This is a genomic window from Polymorphobacter sp. (assembly GCF_051860865.1).
GTDB lineage: Bacteria > Pseudomonadota > Alphaproteobacteria > Sphingomonadales > Sphingomonadaceae > Sandarakinorhabdus.
In genome coordinates this window covers 1-17,238 of record NZ_JBIMKZ010000069.1, presented here as the reverse complement: position 1 = coordinate 17,238, position 17,238 = coordinate 1, and the positions used below count along the sequence as shown (strand labels likewise).

Here is a 17,238-nt window from a genome sequence, read left to right as displayed (position 1 = left end):
GCTCGGCGGCGCTGGCGGCGGCGGCCAATGCGTTGACGGTCGGCGATGTGCTGATCGAGGCGATCGGCCAGGGCGGGGCCGGCGGCGCGGCGGGCAGCGCGGCCTTTGGGCTGGCGGCCGGGGCCGGCGGGCGCGGCGGCAATGCCGTTTTCGGGCTGGCGCGGCTGCAGGTGTTCGGCGGGACGGTCGAGACGGGCGGCGTGGCGCTGCTGGCCGATGCCTTCGGTGGCGCCGGCGGGCTCGGCACCTTCGGCGAGGGCCTGGGCGCAAACGGCGCCGGCGGCGTTGGCGGCGACGTGTTGTTCGGCGGCGAGGGTGCGGGGGCATTCGTCGACATCCGGACCGGGCTCGATGATGACGAGACGGTGGCCGAGGTGTCGCTGGCCTCGCTGGCAATGACGGCGGATGGCTTTGGCGGCACCGGCGCCGACGACGGGTTCGGCAACGGCCTGCAATCGCTGCGCTCGCTGGGTGGGACCGGCGAGGGATCGACGGTATCCCTGACGATGACGGCCGCAGGGGGCAGCCTCGATATCGCCGGCGATACGCGGCTTTCGGCCGAGGGCCGGGGGGGCGCTGGTAACGGGCTTTCCGGCAGCGTCGAGGCGGCGCAGAATGGCGCCGGCGGGATTGTGCGGCTGACGGTCGATGGCGGCGCGATGACAGTGGGTGGCGGGCTCGACCTGCTGGCCAATGGCATCGGCGGCGCCGGGCTGGTGGACCAGGGCGGCGAGCCGCAGGGGGCGGGCAGCAATGGGCTGGTGACGCTCGATGTGCGCGGCGGCAGCTTCGAGGCGCTCGGCGCGGTGCGGCTGGAGGCGGCGGCGCTGGCCGGGGCGGGCACCGGCGCCAGCGCCGGCATCGTCTCGCGCGGTGGCGTGCAGGTCGGTGTCGGCAGCAGTGCCGCGACGGCGGCGCTGCGGCTGGGCGCGGTCAGTATCGATACGAGCGCGGTTGCCGACGCGGCGCGGGTGCAGGGCCGTGACGGCGGGCGCGCCTTGGGCAGCGCCGCCAGCGTCCGCGTGCAGGAGCGCGGGGCGGTGCTGGTAACAGCATCGCTGCGCGTCGACACCCAGGCGATCGGTGGCGCCGGCGTCGACGGCAGCGATGGGGTGACGACGGTGTCTGCGGCCTTTGACGGGACGGCGGGCGGCGATGCGACGGCGGGGGCGATCTCCTTCCTCACCACCGCATCGGCGGGCGGCGTCGGTGAGGCGAGCCGGATGCAGCTGGGTGATGTGCAATTGGTCGCCGAGGCGTTGGGCGGGGCCGGCGGCAATGGCGGCAGCGCGGTGGACACGGCCTTTCCCGATGGCGGTGATGGCGGGGCTGGCGGGGCGGCGCTGGGCGGGGCGCTGACCATCGAACTGGTGGGCAGTGAATTCCGGACGACGGCGATGACGGCCGGGATGCGCGCCATCGGCGGTGCCGGCAGCACGCCGGGGCTGGCGGTGATCGGCGGCGCAACCGGAGTCGGCGCGGCCGCGGGCGGCGCCGAGGGCGGCAGCACCAGTTGGCAGCTGTCAGCCGGGTCGGACGGCACGACGCCCTTTGCGATGGCGCTCGGCGCGTTGGGCATCGATGCCAGTGCCCGGGGCAGCGTGGCGCAAGGCGGATCGTTGCTGGTCGGCGGCGGCCTGTCGCCGCAGGCCGGCGCGGGAACGATCAACGTGGCGTCGATGTTATTTGCCGGCAACGCCGAAGGCGGTTTCTTCCCGGCTTCGCAGACCGGCGGGGCGGCGACAGGCGGTATGGTAGCGATCGACCTCGGGGCGGCGACGCTCCAGGCGACCGGCGAAATCTCGTTCAGCGGCGCGGCACTGGGCGGCGCCGGGGCGCCGGGCTTCGGCGGTTTCGCCCGCGGCGGCGGGATGACTTTGGCCGTGGGCAGCGGGCGGATCGAGGCGGCGGCGCTGTCCATGGTGGCGACGGCGGACGGCGGCACCGGCGGCGGTGCCGAGGGCGGCTCCGTGCAGCTGCAGGTAATCGGCAGTGGCGGCATGGAAGTTGCCGGGCCGGTAACGATGGTGACGGCGGCGGCAGGCGGCTTTGCCAGCGGCGGCGCCATGACCCTCGACGCGGGCGCCGGGTCGATCGTCATCGACGGCGATGTCGGGCTCGACGGGCGCGCCGTTGCGGAGGCATTCGCCCTGTCCGGTTTCGCGACGGGCGGCATGGCGGCAATGCAGGTCGCCGGCGGCACGCTGTCGGTGGGCGGGACGACGCAGATGCTGTTGACCGCTATTGCCGGTGACGGCGCCAGCAGCGCGCCGGGCGGCGAGGGCCGTGGCGGCCAGGCGATGATCGGCGGCGCCGGCGGGACGATGACCCTCGGTGACGTGCAGGTGTTTGCGGCCGGTTCCGGCGGTGCCAGCAGCGCTGGCGCGGGCGGGGTTGGCCGTGGCGGCGTGGCGCGGATTCTGGCCGAGGACGGCAATACGCTGACGATGGGCGCGGTGTCGCTGCTGCTCGATGGCAGCAGCGGCGTCGGTGGCAGCGGGCAGCCGGTGACGCCGTCGGTGGCCGGGCAGGGCACGGTGATTGCCGATGCGGCGAAGATCGACATGGCGTCTTTGAGCCTGGTGGCGGCGGGCGACGCTGGGCCGGATGTGGTCGGGGCGCCGCTGGTGGCGTCCGGGCTCGGCGGGCTGGGCGGCCAGATTGGCGTGGCTGGCGATGTGCTGGTGCAGGTGGCCGGGGATGCGGCGCTGGGGATGGGGGATGGGCTGATCCGCATCGGTGGCGACGCCGAGGTGCGCGGGGCCAATATCCTGCCGAGCCTGTCCGGCGCGGTGCTGGCGGTGCCGGGGCGGCTTGAGGTCGGCGGCACGCTGGGCCTGTTCGGGCGCGATATCTACAACCAGATGGCGCTGGTGGTGGCCGGGCTGACGACGATTCAGGCGGCGAATAATCTGCGGCTGGGCGTGGTCGATGCGATACTGATTGCCGACCTGGTGGCGGGCGGCTCGGTGACGCTCGATGCCGATGTCGATACCGACGGGGCGATCTCGATCACGGCGGGGACGGGAATTGCGACGCAGGGTCTGACGGCGGCCGGCGATGTGACGCTGGCGGCGGGGACGGGCATTGCCACCGGCGATATCGACAGCGGCGGGGCGATCCGGCTGGAAGCGGACGGCGGCGATGTGGCGGCGGGCGATCTGCTGGCGGTCGGCGATATCAGCGTGATTTCGGCCGGCGCGATTTCGGCCGGGGCGATTGCCACCGTTGCGGAGGTGTTGCTGGCCTCGACCACCGACCTGCTGCTCGGCGATATCGACACCGGCGCGTCGTCGCTGACGCTGGAGGCGCTGAACGGGCGGCTGGAGACCGGCGATGTGACCGTTGCCGACGGGGCGCTGGTCATGCGGGCCGGGGAGAGCATCGATGCCGGGACTTTGCTGGCCGGCGGGGCTGTGCTGATGCAGACGCTGGGCGCGGTGCGGGCGGGCGATGTGCGCGGCGGCGGTGATGTGACCGTCGAGGCCATTGGGCAGGTATCGCTGGGCGGGGTGCGTGCGAATGGCGATGCGCTGCTGCGCAGCTTCGACGGCGACTTAAAGACAGGGGCCGTAAGTGTTGGCGGATCGGTATCGCTGCTGGCGGAGACGGGGTCGCTGACAGCGGGCGCCGTGGATGCGGGGATCGTCGATCCGGTAGCACGGACAAATGACTATGAGGTCGTGGTGGTGGCGCGCGACGGCGTGGTGCTCGGCGATCTCGACGCGGCCGGGGACATTTATATCGAGCAGTTCGGGGCCGGCGGCGGGGTGCGCGCGGGTAATATCATGACCGGGGAGTCGCTCTATCTGCTGGCGGACGGTGATGTGGCGACAGGGTCGATCATGACCGATGGCGAGGGCGGGGCGCTGATCGCAGGCGTGGCGATGCTCGACACGCCGTTCGGCGAGCGGACCGAGTTGTTCGGGCGACCGGCGGCGCGGCTGGACGGGGATGTTGCTGTCGGCGGGGCGGTGGAGACCGGGCTGCTGATGGCGGCTGCGGCCGGTGATGTCGGCTTCGGCGGGACGATCGACGCCTTCCGGATCGGGGTAAGCAGCGGCGGGCTGGCGCGGTTCGACGGCGCGGTGACGGCGGGGTCGGCGGTGGTGACCTCGGCCGATATCGCGATTGGTGCGCGGTTCGGCGGGTTGCAGGCGGAAACGCTGCGGTTCGAGATCGAGGCCGGGGTGGATTCGGTGGTGCTGGGCGGCGGGACGGCCGATGCGGACTGGTGGATGAGCGCGGCCGAGGTGCAACGGTTGCAGGCGGCCGATATCAGCGTGGTGGCGCTTGGGGCGGCGCCGGCGGCGGTGGACGTACTAGGCTTTGCGCTGGTCGGCAGCCGCGGCGCAGTGCCCAATTTGACAGGATCGAGCTTCGAGATCGTGTCGGCTGGCGATATCGTTGTGACCGATCCGGTGACGGTCAGCGATGCGGGCACCGACGATGTGCTGCGGCTGGCGGGCGACCGGATTCTGGTGGTGTCCGACGAGGGCGGGCAGCTCGGGGTGTTTGCCGTGGGCGGGGCCCCCGGCGGGCGGTTGCGGCTGGAGGCGCGGGACATCTTCGTTGGCGAGCGGGCGCTGGTCTCGAACCTGTTGCTCGACGGCAATTTCAGCGGGCGCAACGACCGGCTGAACGGCGTGCCGGTGGCGACGATTCCGAATGCCCAGCAGCTGATTGGCGGGACCATCGACGTGGTGATCGACAACAGCTTCCTGGTGCAGAACAGCAGTCGGGGCAGTGTGCGCGCCGGCTTCGATGCCGGGGCGTTGACGATTACGCCGCGGCTGCGGCCGCTGGTGGATGCGCAGGGGGTGCCGGTGCCGGTGGGCGGGGCGGTGGATGTGGTGATCAACGGCCAGACGCGCGGGGCGGGCGGGCCGGTGACCGGCAATTTCACGCTGGAGACGGTGAGCTTCACGGTGCTGGGCAATGGGCGCGGGTTCACGGCGACGAGCCAGGTGAATGGCTGCGTGCGCGGAGCGCCTTGCGTGGTGGAGCCGGAGCCGGAGCCGGAGCCGGAGCCCGAGCCGCTGGTGCCGGAGGCGGTGATCGAGGCGGTGCAGCCGATCGGCAATGACGTGCAGCAGCTGACCGAGGACGGGGGCATGCGGCCGGAAACGGCGGGCGAGGGCACCGACCTGCCGCCGGCGTTCCGCCAGCAGCAGCTGATCGGCACCGGGCCGGTGGACGACCCCGAGATCATGGACGAGCCGATGACGGGGACCGGCAATGCCGGGCAGTTCATCGGTGCCGGGCGCGGAAGCGGGATCGGCGTCGGGGTTGGCGTGGGCACTGACGGCGGCGCGATGCCGACCGGGCAGGGCAATGAGGGTGCGGCGGCGGAGGAGCCTGAGGACGACTCCGACGGCGTGCCGGGCGACAACCGGCCGGAGGGGCAGTGATGGGGCGGGCTTTGAGGCTGGCGCTGCTGGCGGCGGCGACGATGACACTGGCCGGGCAGGCCGGGGCGGTGACGCGCAGCCTGAAGACGGAATCGAGCTTCCGGGTCGGCGATGCCGGGGTGTTGTGCACGGCGCAGTCGCAGGGGGTGGCGCCGCTGCTGACGTCGATGTTCGACCGGGGCTATGCGCTGGTGTGCCGGGATGCGGCGACGCAGGTGGGGCAGCTCTGGGCGTTGCGGTCCGGCAGTGGCGCGGCGGCGACGGGGCTGTTGGCCGGGCGTGGCGGCGGGGGCTGCGGGGCGACGTCCGTGGTGGCTTTGGGCGGAGTTTCTGGGGTTTCCCGGGCGCTGTGTGCGGGGGCGGCGGACGGGCCGGCGAAGGGGGTGCCGCAGCTGGTGCTTAGCATCGAGCGCGGCGGCGTGTTGTATGTCGCCGAGGGGCTGGTCAGCTATGAGACGGCGCTGGCGCTGGGGCTGCAATCGATGGTGCTCGACCGGCCGGTGCCGGGCGAGGTGGTGGCGACGACGACCGGCCTGAGCGATCCGACGGCGCTGGCGCGGGTGCAGGCCGGGGTGCTCGACCCCGAGGCGGCGCTGGCGGAGGGGTATCTGCGCAACAATGCCGGGGCGTTTGCCGAGAGTGCGGCGTTCTTCGATGTGCTGATCGAGCGGAGCCGGAGCGGCGACGCGGGCTTTGCGCGAACGGCGGAATATCTGGCGAACCAGGGGTTGCAGCAATCGAACCTCGGCAACCGGGCGGCGGCGATCGACCTGTTCGACCGCGCCGCGCGCGCCCCCGATGCGATCGACCCCGTGCAGCAGCGGCGGCTGCGGAATTTCCGGGCGATCGATGCGCTGAACAATGGCCAGGCGGTGGCGGCGCTGGCGATACTGGCGGCGCCGGTGTCTGCGGCAGGGGAGGGCGGGCTGCGGCCCGAGGACCTGGCGGCGGGGCGGATCGAGCGGCCGGTGGCGCAGCGGCTGAATACCGACGCCGGGCGGCTGGCGCGACTGGCCGGTGGCGACCTGCGGCTGAGCGAGGGCGAGCGGGTGCGGATTCTGGACGCGCAGGCGCTGTATTTGACCGGGGTGGCCGAGCGGGCGCGCGGGCGGCTGGGGCCGGCGAAGTCGGCGCTGGGCGGGGCGATCGACGGGATCAACACGATCCGGGGCGGGCGGGTACGCAGCCTCGGCTGGCTGAACGCGGCGAGCTATACCGAGCTGGGGGCGATTGCCGAGGCCGAGGGCGACCGGGCCGGGGCGCGGGCGCAGCTGGAGGAGGCGGCGCGGCTGCTGCAGATCGAATATCCGGGATCGGCGGCGCTGCTGGCGGCGCGGGCGCGGCTGGCCGGGCTGCTGGAGCGGCAGGGCGACGGGGCGGCGGCGCGGGCGGCGTTTGCCGCGGTGGTGAAGGCGGCGCCGGCGACGCCGGGGGGCGACCAGGCGATACGGCCGATGATCGGGCCGTATTTTGCGCTGCTGGCGCGGGGCGGGTCGGCGGGCGATGTGTCCGACTTCTTCATGGCGGCGCAGACCCTGGTGCGGCCCGGGGTGGCGCAGACGCAGGCGGTGCTGGCGCGCGAGCTATCGGGGGGCAGCGACGAAGCGGCGGCGCTGTTCCGCGAGGCGACGCGGGTATCGCGCGAGATCGTGCGGGTGGAGAGCGACATCGGGCGGCTTTCGGCGATGACGGCGCTGACGCCTGACGAGGAGACGGCGCTGGCGCAGGCGGGGAGCGAGCGGGCGCTGCTGGCGGTGCAACAGACGCAGTTGCTCGACCGCTTGTCGGCGTTTCCGCGCTACCGGGTGGTGTCGGCGCAGACGCTGGGGCTGGCGGATCTGCAGAAGGTGCTGCGGCCGGGCGAGGCCTATTACAAGCTCGCGCTGGTGGGCGAGCAGCCCTATGCGATGATGATCGGGCCGGACAGCGCGCGGGTGCTGCCGGTGCAGGCGCGGCTGGCCGAGCTGGAGGCGATGGTGGCGCGGCTGCGCGATTCGATCGTGCGGATCGAGGACGGGAGGACGGCGACCTATCCGTTCGATGCGGCGACGGCGCGGGCGCTGTATGCGCTGCTGTTTGCCGGGCTGGACAGCGAGGTGGCGGCGGCCAGGCACATCATCTTCGAGCCGGACGGGCCGCTGCTGCAGCTGCCGCCGAATTTGCTGATTGCCGATGACCGGGGGATGGCGGCCTATCTGGCGCGGGTGGCCGATATCCGCGCCGATGCCTATGACATGCGCGGCATCAGCTGGCTGGGGCGCGAGCGGATGCTGACGACGGCGGTGAGCCCCGGGGCGTTTGTGGAGCTGCGCGGGATTGCGGCGAGCCGGGCGATGCGGCCCTATCTGGGGCTGGGGCAGAACAGCCGGCCGCCGGCGGCGATGTCGGCGATTCCGCGCGATGCCTGCGACTGGCCGCTGGCGGCCTGGGGCAACCCGATTTCGGCCGACGAGCTGCAGTTCGCGGCGCGAGCGATAGGCGGGACGGGGGCGGAGATCGTGACCGAGGGCGGGTTTACCGACTCCGGGCTCGACGGGCGCGACGACCTCAACCAGTATCGCATCCTGCATTTCGCCACGCATGGGCTGGTGACGGCGCCGGCGCCGCAGTGCGCGGCGCGGCCGGCGCTGCTGACCTCGTTCGGGGGCGCGGGATCGGACGGGCTGCTGAGCTTTGCCGAGATTTTCGACCTGCGGCTGGATGCCGAGACGGTGATCCTGTCGGCGTGCGACACGGCCGGGATGGCGACGGTTTCGGCGACGCGGGAGGCGGGGATTGCGACCGGGGGCAATTTCGCGCTGGACGGGCTGGTGCGGGCGTTTGTGGGGGCGGGATCACGCACTGTGGTGGCGAGCCACTGGCCGGTGCCGGACGATTATGGCGCGACCGAGCGGCTGATCACCGGGCTGTTCCAGGGCGGGAATGAGGGCGGGACCGAGGCCGGTGTGGGCGAGGCGATGCGGACGGCGGCGCTGCGGCTGATGGACGAGGCGGATACGTCTCATCCTTATTATTGGGCGGCGTTTGCGATTGTGGGGGATGGGGCCCGGCCGTTGCGGTGAGCGGGTGACGGCGGTTCGGACTGTGGCGTGACATGGACTACGGTCTTGTGAGGTGCGACGGTGGAAGAAGCAAAGGAGAGCGGGATGCTGTCGATTGCCGGAATCGACCATGTTGTCCTGCGCGTTCGCGATCTGGATGCGGCCATCGCATTCTACGCTGGGGTGCTTGGATGCGCCATCGAGAAGCGTAACGACGCTGTAGGTCTCATCCATCTTCGAGCAGGCACCAGCTTGATTGATCTTGTTCCGCTCGATGGAAAACTGGGATCGGCAGGCGGCGCCGGACCAGGTGCCGAGGGCCGGAATGTCGATCACATCTGCCTGCGCGTGGAGCGCTATGTTGCCAGCGACGTGATGAAGCACCTGGATGCGCACGGCATTGTTTATGAGGCCCCGGCAAGCCGCTATGGTGCTGGCGGTGTCGATATGTCGATCTATCTCCGTGATCCGGACGGGAACGGTCTGGAGCTTCGGGGCTGAAAAGGGCCGCTGGAGCAAGGACGATCGTGGGATGGTGGTCGGCGAGGCAATGGGCGGGCCCCCGTTTTTCATGCATCACACGTATGAGGTGCTCGCACACACGGCGATTGCGTGACGCGCTGGCTACGGAATGTCCGAGCCAGTAGGTTGGACCAATGCTTCAAATCGCCGGCGCAATCTGTCTTGCTGTGTCTCATCCATCGGTGCCCTATGACGGCGAGCCGCCGCGCTTGCGCGCGGCCTTACCATCATTGCCGGCGTCTGCCGTATCGGCGGCCGCCTTCGCGCCGCCCGGCTGGGATGTGGAGATCGCAGTTGAAGGCGACTTGAACGGGGATGGGCAACCGGACCTGGCAGCGGTCCTGAAAGGCGCTGATCCAGACTGCATCGTCGAGGTTGAAGGCGTCACCACTCCGATGGATACCAATCCTCGCCTCTTGCTTGTCGCGTTTCGTCGCAAGACCGGGTTTGACTTGCAGGCGGCGAATGTCGCGGTGATTCCCCGTGCAGATGATCCCTACATGGATGATCCGCTAGATGCTGAGGCGCTGGCGATCCGTCGAGGGATTCTCTCATTGGGACTGATCTATTGGCGAAGTATGGGGGGATGGACGTCCTACAGTTCCGTGCTTTCGTTCCGTTGGAACGGGAAGCAGATGCGTCTGATCGGCTTCGACCGGGAGACGTTGCAGCGAAACAGCGGCCAGACTGAAACACTGAGTGTCAATTTCGTCAGCCGACGGGCAAGCCTTGCGAACGGGTCGATAGAAGAGGACCCTGACCGTTTGAAACGCTGGCAGCGCATCCCGGTTCAGGAGCCACAGGCCCTCGAAACGATCGGCGACGGCTTGGCCTATCTCCCCAAGCTGCAAGCCAGCAAACAACGTTGATCATCGGGCCGCGAGTTTCCGCCACAATTTGTCCTGGGTCTGGGGCCTGAGGCCCCAGCTGCCGGAGGCTGTTTTGCTGCTTCTCTGACGCTGCACTTTTGACACGCGGGGCTGGGGGGCGCAGGGCGGGGGTGGGTGGCTGGTGCGCATCCTGGGAGCTGGCATGGTTGCACATGGTGAAGATTCGATTGTGTGGAGTGCCTTGCATTTGCGGCTAGCGATCGAGGCGGCGCAGGTGGCGATGTGGCGCTGGGAGGTTGGTCGTAACCGGTTCACGATGGATGCGCGGGCGTTTGCCTTGTGGGGGCTGGACTGGGCGCGGGAGGTCGATTTCGAGGATCTGTCGGCGAAGGTGCATCCTTCCGACCGGGACCGGGTGCGGGAGGCGTTTCTGGCGACGCGGGCCGTGGAGGGGCCGTTCGAGATCGATTTCCGGATCATGATCGAGGATGAGGTGCGCTGGGTATCGGCGCGGGGCGTGGGGGCGGATGCGAGTGTTGTCGACGGGGCGACCTATGGGGTTTTCCTCGATGTGACCGGGCGCAAGCAGGCGGAGGAGAGCAACGAGCTGCTGGCGGGCGAGATGAGCCATCGGGTGAAGAATCTGCTGTCGGTGGCGATGAGCCTGACGCACATGAGCGTGCGGTCGGCGGGCAGCGTGGAGGAGATGGCGCAGGGGCTGACGGCGCGGCTTTCGGCGCTGGGGCGGGCGCATGACATTGTGCGTCCGTTGCCGGGCGAGGACGGGCGGGCGGCGTTGCTGGGCGATCTGCTGTCGGTGTTGCTGGCGCCTTATGACGACCAGGGGGCGTTTGCCGGGCGGGTGCGGGTGGCGGTGCCGCGGATCGGGGTGGGCGAGCGATCGACGACGACGCTGGCGATCATGTTCCACGAGCTGGCGACCAATGCGGCGAAATATGGGGCGCTGTCGGCGTCGACGGGGACGCTCGACGTGGCGATGCGCGCGGAGGAGGAGCAGCTGGTGCTGACCTGGTCCGAGACGGGCGGGCCGGCGGTGGCGGGGCCGCCGGCAGCGCCCGGCACCGGGCTGCGGATGGTGGAGCGGACGCTGCTGCGGCAGTTCGGCGGGACGCTGCACTGCGAGTGGCCGGCGACCGGGCTGGTGGCGACAATGACGCTGCGCCGGGACAGGCTGGCGGTTTGAGGCGGGCGTCTTTTAGGACGCGCTATTTTTCGAGGGTGGCGACGAAGCGGTCCAGCTGGCGGGTGCAGCCGGCCTTGATCAGGGTTTCGGCGTCGGCGGTGGCGTCTCCGGTGGGGGCGGGGATTTTGGTGAGGGTGAGGGTTTGCGTCTGGGCTTGCCCGGGGCTGCGGAGCGTGTAGCGGCCGGGGACGGGGAGGGCTTTGGGCCAGCGGGCGCTGGTGGCGCCGGCGGCGAGGGTGAGGGTGGCGGGCTTGCCGCTGGCGGGCTCGATGGTGAGGGTGCGCGGGGCGGTGGCCTCGGTGCGGCGCAGCTGGGTGGTGGCGGGATCGACGACGCATTGGGTGGCGGGGGTGGCGGGGGCGTCGAGGTCGATGTCCCAGAGGCTGGGGCTGTCGATGGCGGGGACGCCGCGGACGGTGCCGAGGCGGGGCTTGCGCTCGGCGGCGCGGCTGTTGAGGGCGGTGGCGGCCGAGGCGAGGGTGGTGGTGGCCTGGGCGGCGCGGCCGAGATCGAAGGTGCCGGGGCCGCGGAAGGTGCGGGTGGTCTGGCCATCGAGGATGGTCAGCATGTCGCCGGGCTTGAGGGCGATGGGGGTGCCGGCGGTGATGGTGCGGCCGACGGGGAAGGCGGCGGCGCCGGTGCCAACCGAGCGGACGACGAGGGCGGCGTTGGCGGCCGAAGCGAGGGTGGCGGCGAGGGTGGCGGCGGCGAGCGCGGCCGTAACAAGCTTATGAGATGTCATAGGACGCTCCAGGGTCGAGGGATTCGAGGCGGCTGACCATCTTGGCCAGAACGATATCATCGGGGTGGGAGGCGGCCAAGGTGCGCAGGGCCTGCAGGGCGGCGGCATCTCCGGATTCGAAGCGGCGCCAGAGCGCGTTGTGCTCGGCGGCGGCGGCGGCGTCTTCTATGGGCTCGAAGACTTCGAGGGGCTCCTTGCGGCCGCGGAGCGTCAGGCGGCCGAGGCTGCGGCAGGCGGCATCGGGGATGGTGGCGATGGCATCGCGGCTGACCAGCGTGTAGCTGCCCATCGCCTTGTTGGCGGATTCGAGGCGGGCGGCCGTATTCATTGCGTCTCCGAGTGCGGTGTACTGGATCCGGTCGGTGCCGCCGAAGTTGCCGACGACGGCATTGCCCCTATGTACGCCGATGCGGGTGCGGCCGATGCGGGCGGTGGTGGAATCGCGGTTCCTCGCCAGCATGTCCGTGGAATAGGCCTGGATGGCGCGGGCGGCGGCGAGCGCGCGGGCGGCGTCGTCCGGGCGGGCGACGGGGGCGCCCCAGAAGGCGATGACGGCATCGCCGACGAACTTGTCGATGGTCCCGCCATGGCCGAGGATGATGCGGCTGATGTCGTCCAGATATTCGTTGAGGATGGTGCCGAGCTGCTCGGCCTGCAACTGATCCGACATTTTGGTGAAGCCCTCGATGTCGGTGAACAGGGCGTAGATGCGGCGCTTTTCGCCGTGCAGCGAGAGCTTTTCGGGTTCGCGGATGATCATTTCGGCGATGTCCGGCGGCAGATATTTGCCGAGCGCGGACTGGGCGAAGGCGCGCTGCTCGACGCCGATCGAGCGGGCCGAGGCGGCGGTGGTGGCATAGGCGATGATGAAGCCGATGGCCCAGCCGCCGGCCGGGAGGCCGATGGTGTCGATGCCATTCTTCTGGAGCAGGAAGGGGGTGCCGATGAGGGCGAGGACCTCGAGCGCGCCGATCAGCGCGGTGAGGGTGGCGCCGAGCGGCGAGATGCTGGTCAGCGCGCCGGCGATGACCACGGCCAGCGCGATCAGCCAGTAGGACCAGCCGGGGAGGAGGGTGAGGCGGCCGCCACCGTCGCGGCTGTCCAGCCGCTGGGCGAGGAGGTGGCCATGGACGGCGACGCCGGGCGTGTCCTCGCCGGTGAGGCGGGTGAGGGGGGTGGCGAAGCGGTCGACCATCTGCAGCTCGGCGCCGATGAGGACGAGACGGTCCTTGACCAGCGGGGCCATGGCGCCGGCGAGTTCGGGGATGGCGAACAGGTCGATGGGGAGCATGGTGAAGACCGGGTGCTCGTTGTCGGCGGCGCGGCGGAAGGCGATGCCGCCCTGGTAATCGCGCATCGGGGTGCCGCCCCATTTCGCGTCCTCGGCCATCAGGTCCATCAGCAGGGGTTTGGCGCCGGGCAGCTGGGCGGGGAAGCGGCGGATGACATTGTCTGAATCGACGTCGACGCGGACATCGCCGCCGCCGACATAGGGCGTGGCGATGCGCTTGTGGAAGGCGCGGAGGAACTGGTCCTGCCAGGGCGGCAGGGTGGGGACGGCCTCGTTCTCTGCGACGGTGGCGAGGCGGGTGGCGGTGGTGAGGCGGCGGAAGGTATCGACGAGGTAATCATCGTCGGGCTGGGCCTGGTCGATGAGGATATCGATGCCGATGGCGCGGGGGCGCATGGCGTCGATGGTCTTCAGCGCGTCGGCGAGCAGGCGGCGATCGAGCGGCGAGCGCTTGCCGGTGGCGGCCAGCGTCTCCTCGGTGAAGACGATGATGGTGATGCGCGGGTCCTGGGCGACGACGGGGGCGGCGAGGAACTGGCGGACATCGTAAAGGCCGCGCTCGGTCTCGGTGAGGACAGGGATGGTCCAGCTGTAGCGGGCGATGGCGAAGGCGGCGACGAGGATGAGCAGGGTGACGAGGCCGCGCGCCAGCCCGACGTTGGAGACGAAGCGGCGAACGGGGGTCAGAAGCGTGGTCATGATCGGTTTTGTGGCAAGAAGCGGGCCCCCTCCAGCATCTGCAATGGTCTATTGGGCGGAGCGCGTGGCGCCTGTCCAGTGGTTTCAGCTACGGGCGCCGGCCGGTGTGGACGCAGCGCCGGGGTTGCGCCATTCTGGGTGGCAGGAGGACTGGCGATGGTGAAGGCGTTGCTGCTGGCGATGATGATGCAGGCGGGGGTGGCGGCGCCGCCTGTGGTAGCCCCTGTTTCGTCTCTGCCGCATGTGAAGGTGGTGACCGGGGCGGGGGAATTCACGCTGCGACTGGAGCGGGACAAGGCGCCTCTGACGGTGGCCAATTTCCTGCGCTATGTCGACCAGAAGCGGTTCGACGGGACGGTGTTTTACCGGGCGATGATGGTGGGGGAGGCCGGGCAGTTCGGGCTGATCCAGGGCGGCACCCAAGGCAATTCGAAGCGGGTGCTGCCGCCTGTGAAGCATGAGCCGACGAGCGCGACGGGGCTGTCAAATACCGACATGGCGATCTCGATGGCGCGCGGGGCGCCGGGATCGGCTAACGGCGACTTCTTCATCATCATCGGTGACCTGTCCTCGCTCGATGCGACCGAGGCCGACCCGGGCTTTGCGGCATTCGGCAAGGTGGTGGCAGGACGCGAGGTGGTGAAGGCGATCCAGGCAGCGCCGGTGTCCGCCACGCTGGGCGAAGGGGCGATGAAAGGGCAGATGATCGAGAAGCCGGTGCCGATCGTGCGGATGGTGCGAACGCTGCCGGTACCCAACGCGGAGCCCGATCTGGTGCCGGAGGCCGCGTCGATAGCGGCCGAGCCGGCTGCGGCGGATTAGCTGGCATCGACGTTCAGCCGAAGTGCGCCTCCGGCGGCGGGGGCCGCAGGCCCCAGACCCCGATAATCCGGCCTTCGTATTGCGACGGCAGACGGTGTTGCGGGAATGACTAATCTATCAGGGTCTGGGGCCTGCGGCCCCAGCCGCCGGAGGCCCTTTCCTTAACCCCCGGAGGTCATTTTCCTGTGTCGATGCCGCCTAGGCTTCTTCCTCGACCGGGGTGGGGTTGAGGTCTTCGGCGAGGCTGGCGGCGACGGCAATGGCGGTGGCCTGGAGGGGGGCAAGGAAGCGTTCGACGGCTTCGTTCATTTTGATGGCGCTGACGAAGAAGGGGAGTGTCAGGCAGCCGATGATGTCGTTTTCGCCATGATCGCGCATCAGGATGGGGACGGCGATCGACGAGGTCTTGCCGGGGTTGAGCGTGAAGGTGTTGAAGCTGCGCTGGGCGTGGCCCTGCTGGCGGATCTGTTCGGCCAGTTCGCCGGTCTCGAACATGGCGATGATGTTGGTGTTGGCGGAATCGGGGAGCAGCTTGAGGGCGTTGAGCAGATGGGCGCGGGCATGGGGGCCGAGCCAGGAGAGATAGGCGAGGCCGGCGGCGCATTCGAGGATCGGCAGGGTGTAGCCGGGGTAATAATGGCTGAAGGTAAGGGTGGTGAGCGAGTGCGTGCTGTCCCGGATGACCATCGAATGGCCGACCTGGGTGCTGAGCGAGATCGGCCAGCCGAGGCGGCGGGTGAGGGCGACGATGTGGGGGCGGGCGGCGGCGACGAGGCGGGCATCGCCCTGGAAGCCATGCGCCAGTGTCTGCACCAGCGCGGTGGGGCGATAATGTTTGCGGGCGGGCTCGCGCTCGATCAGGCCTTCGTGCATCAGCGTCTGCACGAGGCGGCAGGCGGTGGGATAGGGAACCTGGCTGAGGCGGGCGATTTCCATCATCGAGACGGTGCCGCCGCGGTTGATGGCCTGCAGCACGGCGATGCCGCGGCTGAGAGCCCGGATGGGGACGCCTTTTTCCATGCGCGGACAATGCCATGGCGGCGGGCCGGCGCAACGCTTTTCTGCCCGACTGGTGGACAAATGCGGGTGGCTGGTTATCCGACAGGTGGGAAGCATCGAATGCGCTGGTGACCCGGCCGGGTGATGTGCTGATATGCGGGCGAGAGAGCGGGGACGCGTGGCGGAAGCATCGACGGAACAGACGCGTTGGCCGGCCCGCGAGATGACGGGCGAGCCGCTGTCGCTGAAACTCTATATCGGCTGGAGTCTCGGCACGCTGGGGCTGACGGCGTTCATGGTAGGCAGCTATCTGCTGCTGCGCTTCATGACCGATTACATGGCGGTGCCGCCGGCGGTGGCGGGGCTGATCTTCGCGCTGGCCAAGATCTATGACGGGATCGCCGATCCGATCTTCGGGTCATTATCCGACCGGACGCAATCGCGCTGGGGGCGGCGGCGGCCCTATCTGCTCGGCGGCGCCTTTGCCTGCGGGCTGACCTTCATGCTGGCGTTCAATGCGCCGGTGGCGGCGACGCAGACCGGGGCGATCATCATGCTGGCGGCGCTGCTGATATTGCACGCGACCTCCTACGCGATCTTCGCGGTGCCCTATATGGCGATGCCGGCCGAGATGACCGACCGGCCGCACGAGCGATCGAAGATGATGTCGTTCCGGGTGGTCAACGGCTCGCTCGGCAATCTGCTCGGCGGGTGGGCTACGGCGACGCTGATTGCCTATTTCGGCGGCGGGCTGGTGGGGCACCGGATGATGGGGATCATCGTCGGGCTCGTGATCTTTGCGGTGCTGATGAGCTGCTTCTGGCTGACGCGCGGGGCGCGGCTGAGGGTGGTCGATATGAAGACGCACCCGCCGTACAAGGCGCAGATGAAGGCGGCGCTGCGGAACCGGCCGTTCGTGATTTTGCAGTCGGCGAAGCTGATGCTGCTGTCGGCGGCGGGGATGCATACGGCGTCAGCGGCGTTCTTCGTGCAGCGGCGGCTGGAGATGTCCGACGCCTGGCTGGGGACGATCTATGCGACGCTGACCATCGGCACGATCGTGGCGCAGCCGTTCTGGCTGTGGCTGGCGCGGCGGCAGGGCAAGCGGACCGCCTATACGCTGGGGGGGCTGTATACGGCGCTGGTGTGGCTGGCCTGGTTGCCGTTCGGGCCGGGGACGGCGGAATGGATCATCATCACCATCGGGCTGCTGGCGGGGCTGGGCAATGGCGGGATCGTGATGATCAGCCAGTCGATGCTGCCCGACACCATCGAATATCAGTATCGGATCAGCGGGCAACAGATCGAGGGGAGCTTTGCCGGGCTCTATATCATGGTCGAGAAGCTGGGGCAGGCGATCGGGGCGTCGATGGTGGGGCTGGTGCTGGGGCTGTTCGGCTATATCGAGAGCAAGGCCGGGGTGGCGGTCGACCAGCCGGCAAGCGCGATTACCGGAATTACGCTGGCGTATTGCGTGTTCTCGACCGGGTTTTTGCTGGCGAGCGTGGCGGTGATGCGGTTCTATCCGCTGGATGAGCGAACCATGGCGCTCAGGGGGGCGTGAGGAAGGGGCCTCCGGCGGCTGGGGGCTAAGCCCCCAGACCCCTTGAGGATGGATCGCCATAGCTGTGCACATTTTGTCCTTGTATGGTGCAATTACCGGGTGCACATTAATCT

General features: G+C 69.8%; 10 protein-coding genes. 7 read left to right on the top strand and 3 right to left on the bottom strand.

Translation table 11 applies throughout. The features are described 5' to 3' along the window. Positions 1 to 32 precede the first annotated feature (32 nt). From ACTIFJ_RS12200 to ACTIFJ_RS12180, 5 genes are all read left to right on the top strand, one after another. Positions 33 to 5,411: a beta strand repeat-containing protein gene (locus ACTIFJ_RS12200; RefSeq protein ID WP_439534385.1), complete on the top strand. Its 5,379-nt coding sequence runs from the start codon at positions 33 to 35 to the stop codon at positions 5,409 to 5,411. Further along, positions 5,411 to 8,473, top strand: a complete 3,063-nt coding sequence (locus ACTIFJ_RS12195) for a CHAT domain-containing protein (RefSeq protein ID WP_439534384.1) — start codon at positions 5,411 to 5,413, stop codon at positions 8,471 to 8,473. The genes ACTIFJ_RS12200 and ACTIFJ_RS12195 overlap by 1 nt, the downstream gene beginning before the upstream one ends. Positions 8,474 to 8,557: 84 nt before the next feature. Continuing rightward, positions 8,558 to 8,953 (top strand): VOC family protein, encoded by a 396-nt coding sequence (locus tag ACTIFJ_RS12190; RefSeq protein ID WP_439534383.1) that lies wholly within the window; start codon positions 8,558 to 8,560, stop codon positions 8,951 to 8,953. 155 nt (positions 8,954 to 9,108) lie between these two features. Then, positions 9,109 to 9,843 carry a hypothetical protein gene (locus ACTIFJ_RS12185; RefSeq protein ID WP_439534382.1) on the top strand — a complete coding sequence of 245 codons (735 nt, stop codon included), beginning with the start codon at positions 9,109 to 9,111 and terminating at the stop codon, positions 9,841 to 9,843. Positions 9,844 to 10,045: 202 nt separating this feature from the next. Next, positions 10,046 to 11,008, top strand: coding sequence for a sensor histidine kinase (locus ACTIFJ_RS12180; RefSeq protein ID WP_439534381.1), 963 nt, complete (start codon positions 10,046 to 10,048; stop codon positions 11,006 to 11,008). A gap of 22 nt (positions 11,009 to 11,030) precedes the next feature. Here the strand turns inward: ACTIFJ_RS12180 and ACTIFJ_RS12175 are convergent, their stop codons facing one another. After that, positions 11,031 to 11,750 (bottom strand): hypothetical protein, encoded by a 720-nt coding sequence (locus ACTIFJ_RS12175; protein WP_439534380.1) that lies wholly within the window; start codon positions 11,748 to 11,750, stop codon positions 11,031 to 11,033. Then, a complete protein-coding gene (locus tag ACTIFJ_RS12170; protein ID WP_439534379.1) occupies positions 11,737 to 13,740 on the bottom strand; it encodes a CHASE2 domain-containing protein in 2,004 nt (667 codons plus the stop codon). The genes ACTIFJ_RS12175 and ACTIFJ_RS12170 overlap by 14 nt, the downstream gene beginning before the upstream one ends. Positions 13,741 to 13,896: 156 nt before the next feature. On the opposite strand from ACTIFJ_RS12170, the gene ACTIFJ_RS12165 reads away from it, so the two are divergent. Next, a complete protein-coding gene (locus ACTIFJ_RS12165; RefSeq protein ID WP_439534378.1) occupies positions 13,897 to 14,562 on the top strand; it encodes a peptidylprolyl isomerase in 666 nt (221 codons plus the stop codon). A 198-nt stretch (positions 14,563 to 14,760) separates the two neighbouring features. Here ACTIFJ_RS12165 and ACTIFJ_RS12160 read toward each other — a convergent pair whose 3' ends face one another. Then, positions 14,761 to 15,582, bottom strand: coding sequence for a helix-turn-helix domain-containing protein (locus ACTIFJ_RS12160; RefSeq protein WP_439534377.1), 822 nt, complete (start codon positions 15,580 to 15,582; stop codon positions 14,761 to 14,763). A gap of 202 nt (positions 15,583 to 15,784) precedes the next feature. Here ACTIFJ_RS12160 and ACTIFJ_RS12155 point away from each other — a divergent pair, with 202 nt between their 5' ends. Further along, positions 15,785 to 17,125 carry an MFS transporter gene (locus ACTIFJ_RS12155; RefSeq protein WP_439534376.1) on the top strand — a complete coding sequence of 447 codons (1,341 nt, stop codon included), beginning with the start codon at positions 15,785 to 15,787 and terminating at the stop codon, positions 17,123 to 17,125. Positions 17,126 to 17,238 lie beyond the last annotated feature (113 nt).

What these genes read in the sequence shown, in the direction of transcription:
- ACTIFJ_RS12185 (WP_439534382.1), top strand. Translation starts at nt 9,109, where the DNA reads ATGCTTCAAATCGCCGGCGCAATCTGTCTTGCTGTGTCTCATCCATCG.
- ACTIFJ_RS12190 (WP_439534383.1), top strand. Translation starts at nt 8,558, where the DNA reads ATGCTGTCGATTGCCGGAATCGACCATGTTGTCCTGCGCGTTCGCGAT.
- ACTIFJ_RS12160 (WP_439534377.1), bottom strand. Translation starts at nt 15,582, where the DNA reads ATGGAAAAAGGCGTCCCCATCCGGGCTCTCAGCCGCGGCATCGCCGTG.
- ACTIFJ_RS12165 (WP_439534378.1), top strand. Translation starts at nt 13,897, where the DNA reads ATGGTGAAGGCGTTGCTGCTGGCGATGATGATGCAGGCGGGGGTGGCG.
- ACTIFJ_RS12170 (WP_439534379.1), bottom strand. Translation starts at nt 13,740, where the DNA reads ATGACCACGCTTCTGACCCCCGTTCGCCGCTTCGTCTCCAACGTCGGG.
- ACTIFJ_RS12175 (WP_439534380.1), bottom strand. Translation starts at nt 11,750, where the DNA reads ATGACATCTCATAAGCTTGTTACGGCCGCGCTCGCCGCCGCCACCCTC.
- ACTIFJ_RS12155 (WP_439534376.1), top strand. Translation starts at nt 15,785, where the DNA reads ATGACGGGCGAGCCGCTGTCGCTGAAACTCTATATCGGCTGGAGTCTC.
- ACTIFJ_RS12195 (WP_439534384.1), top strand. Translation starts at nt 5,411, where the DNA reads ATGGGGCGGGCTTTGAGGCTGGCGCTGCTGGCGGCGGCGACGATGACA.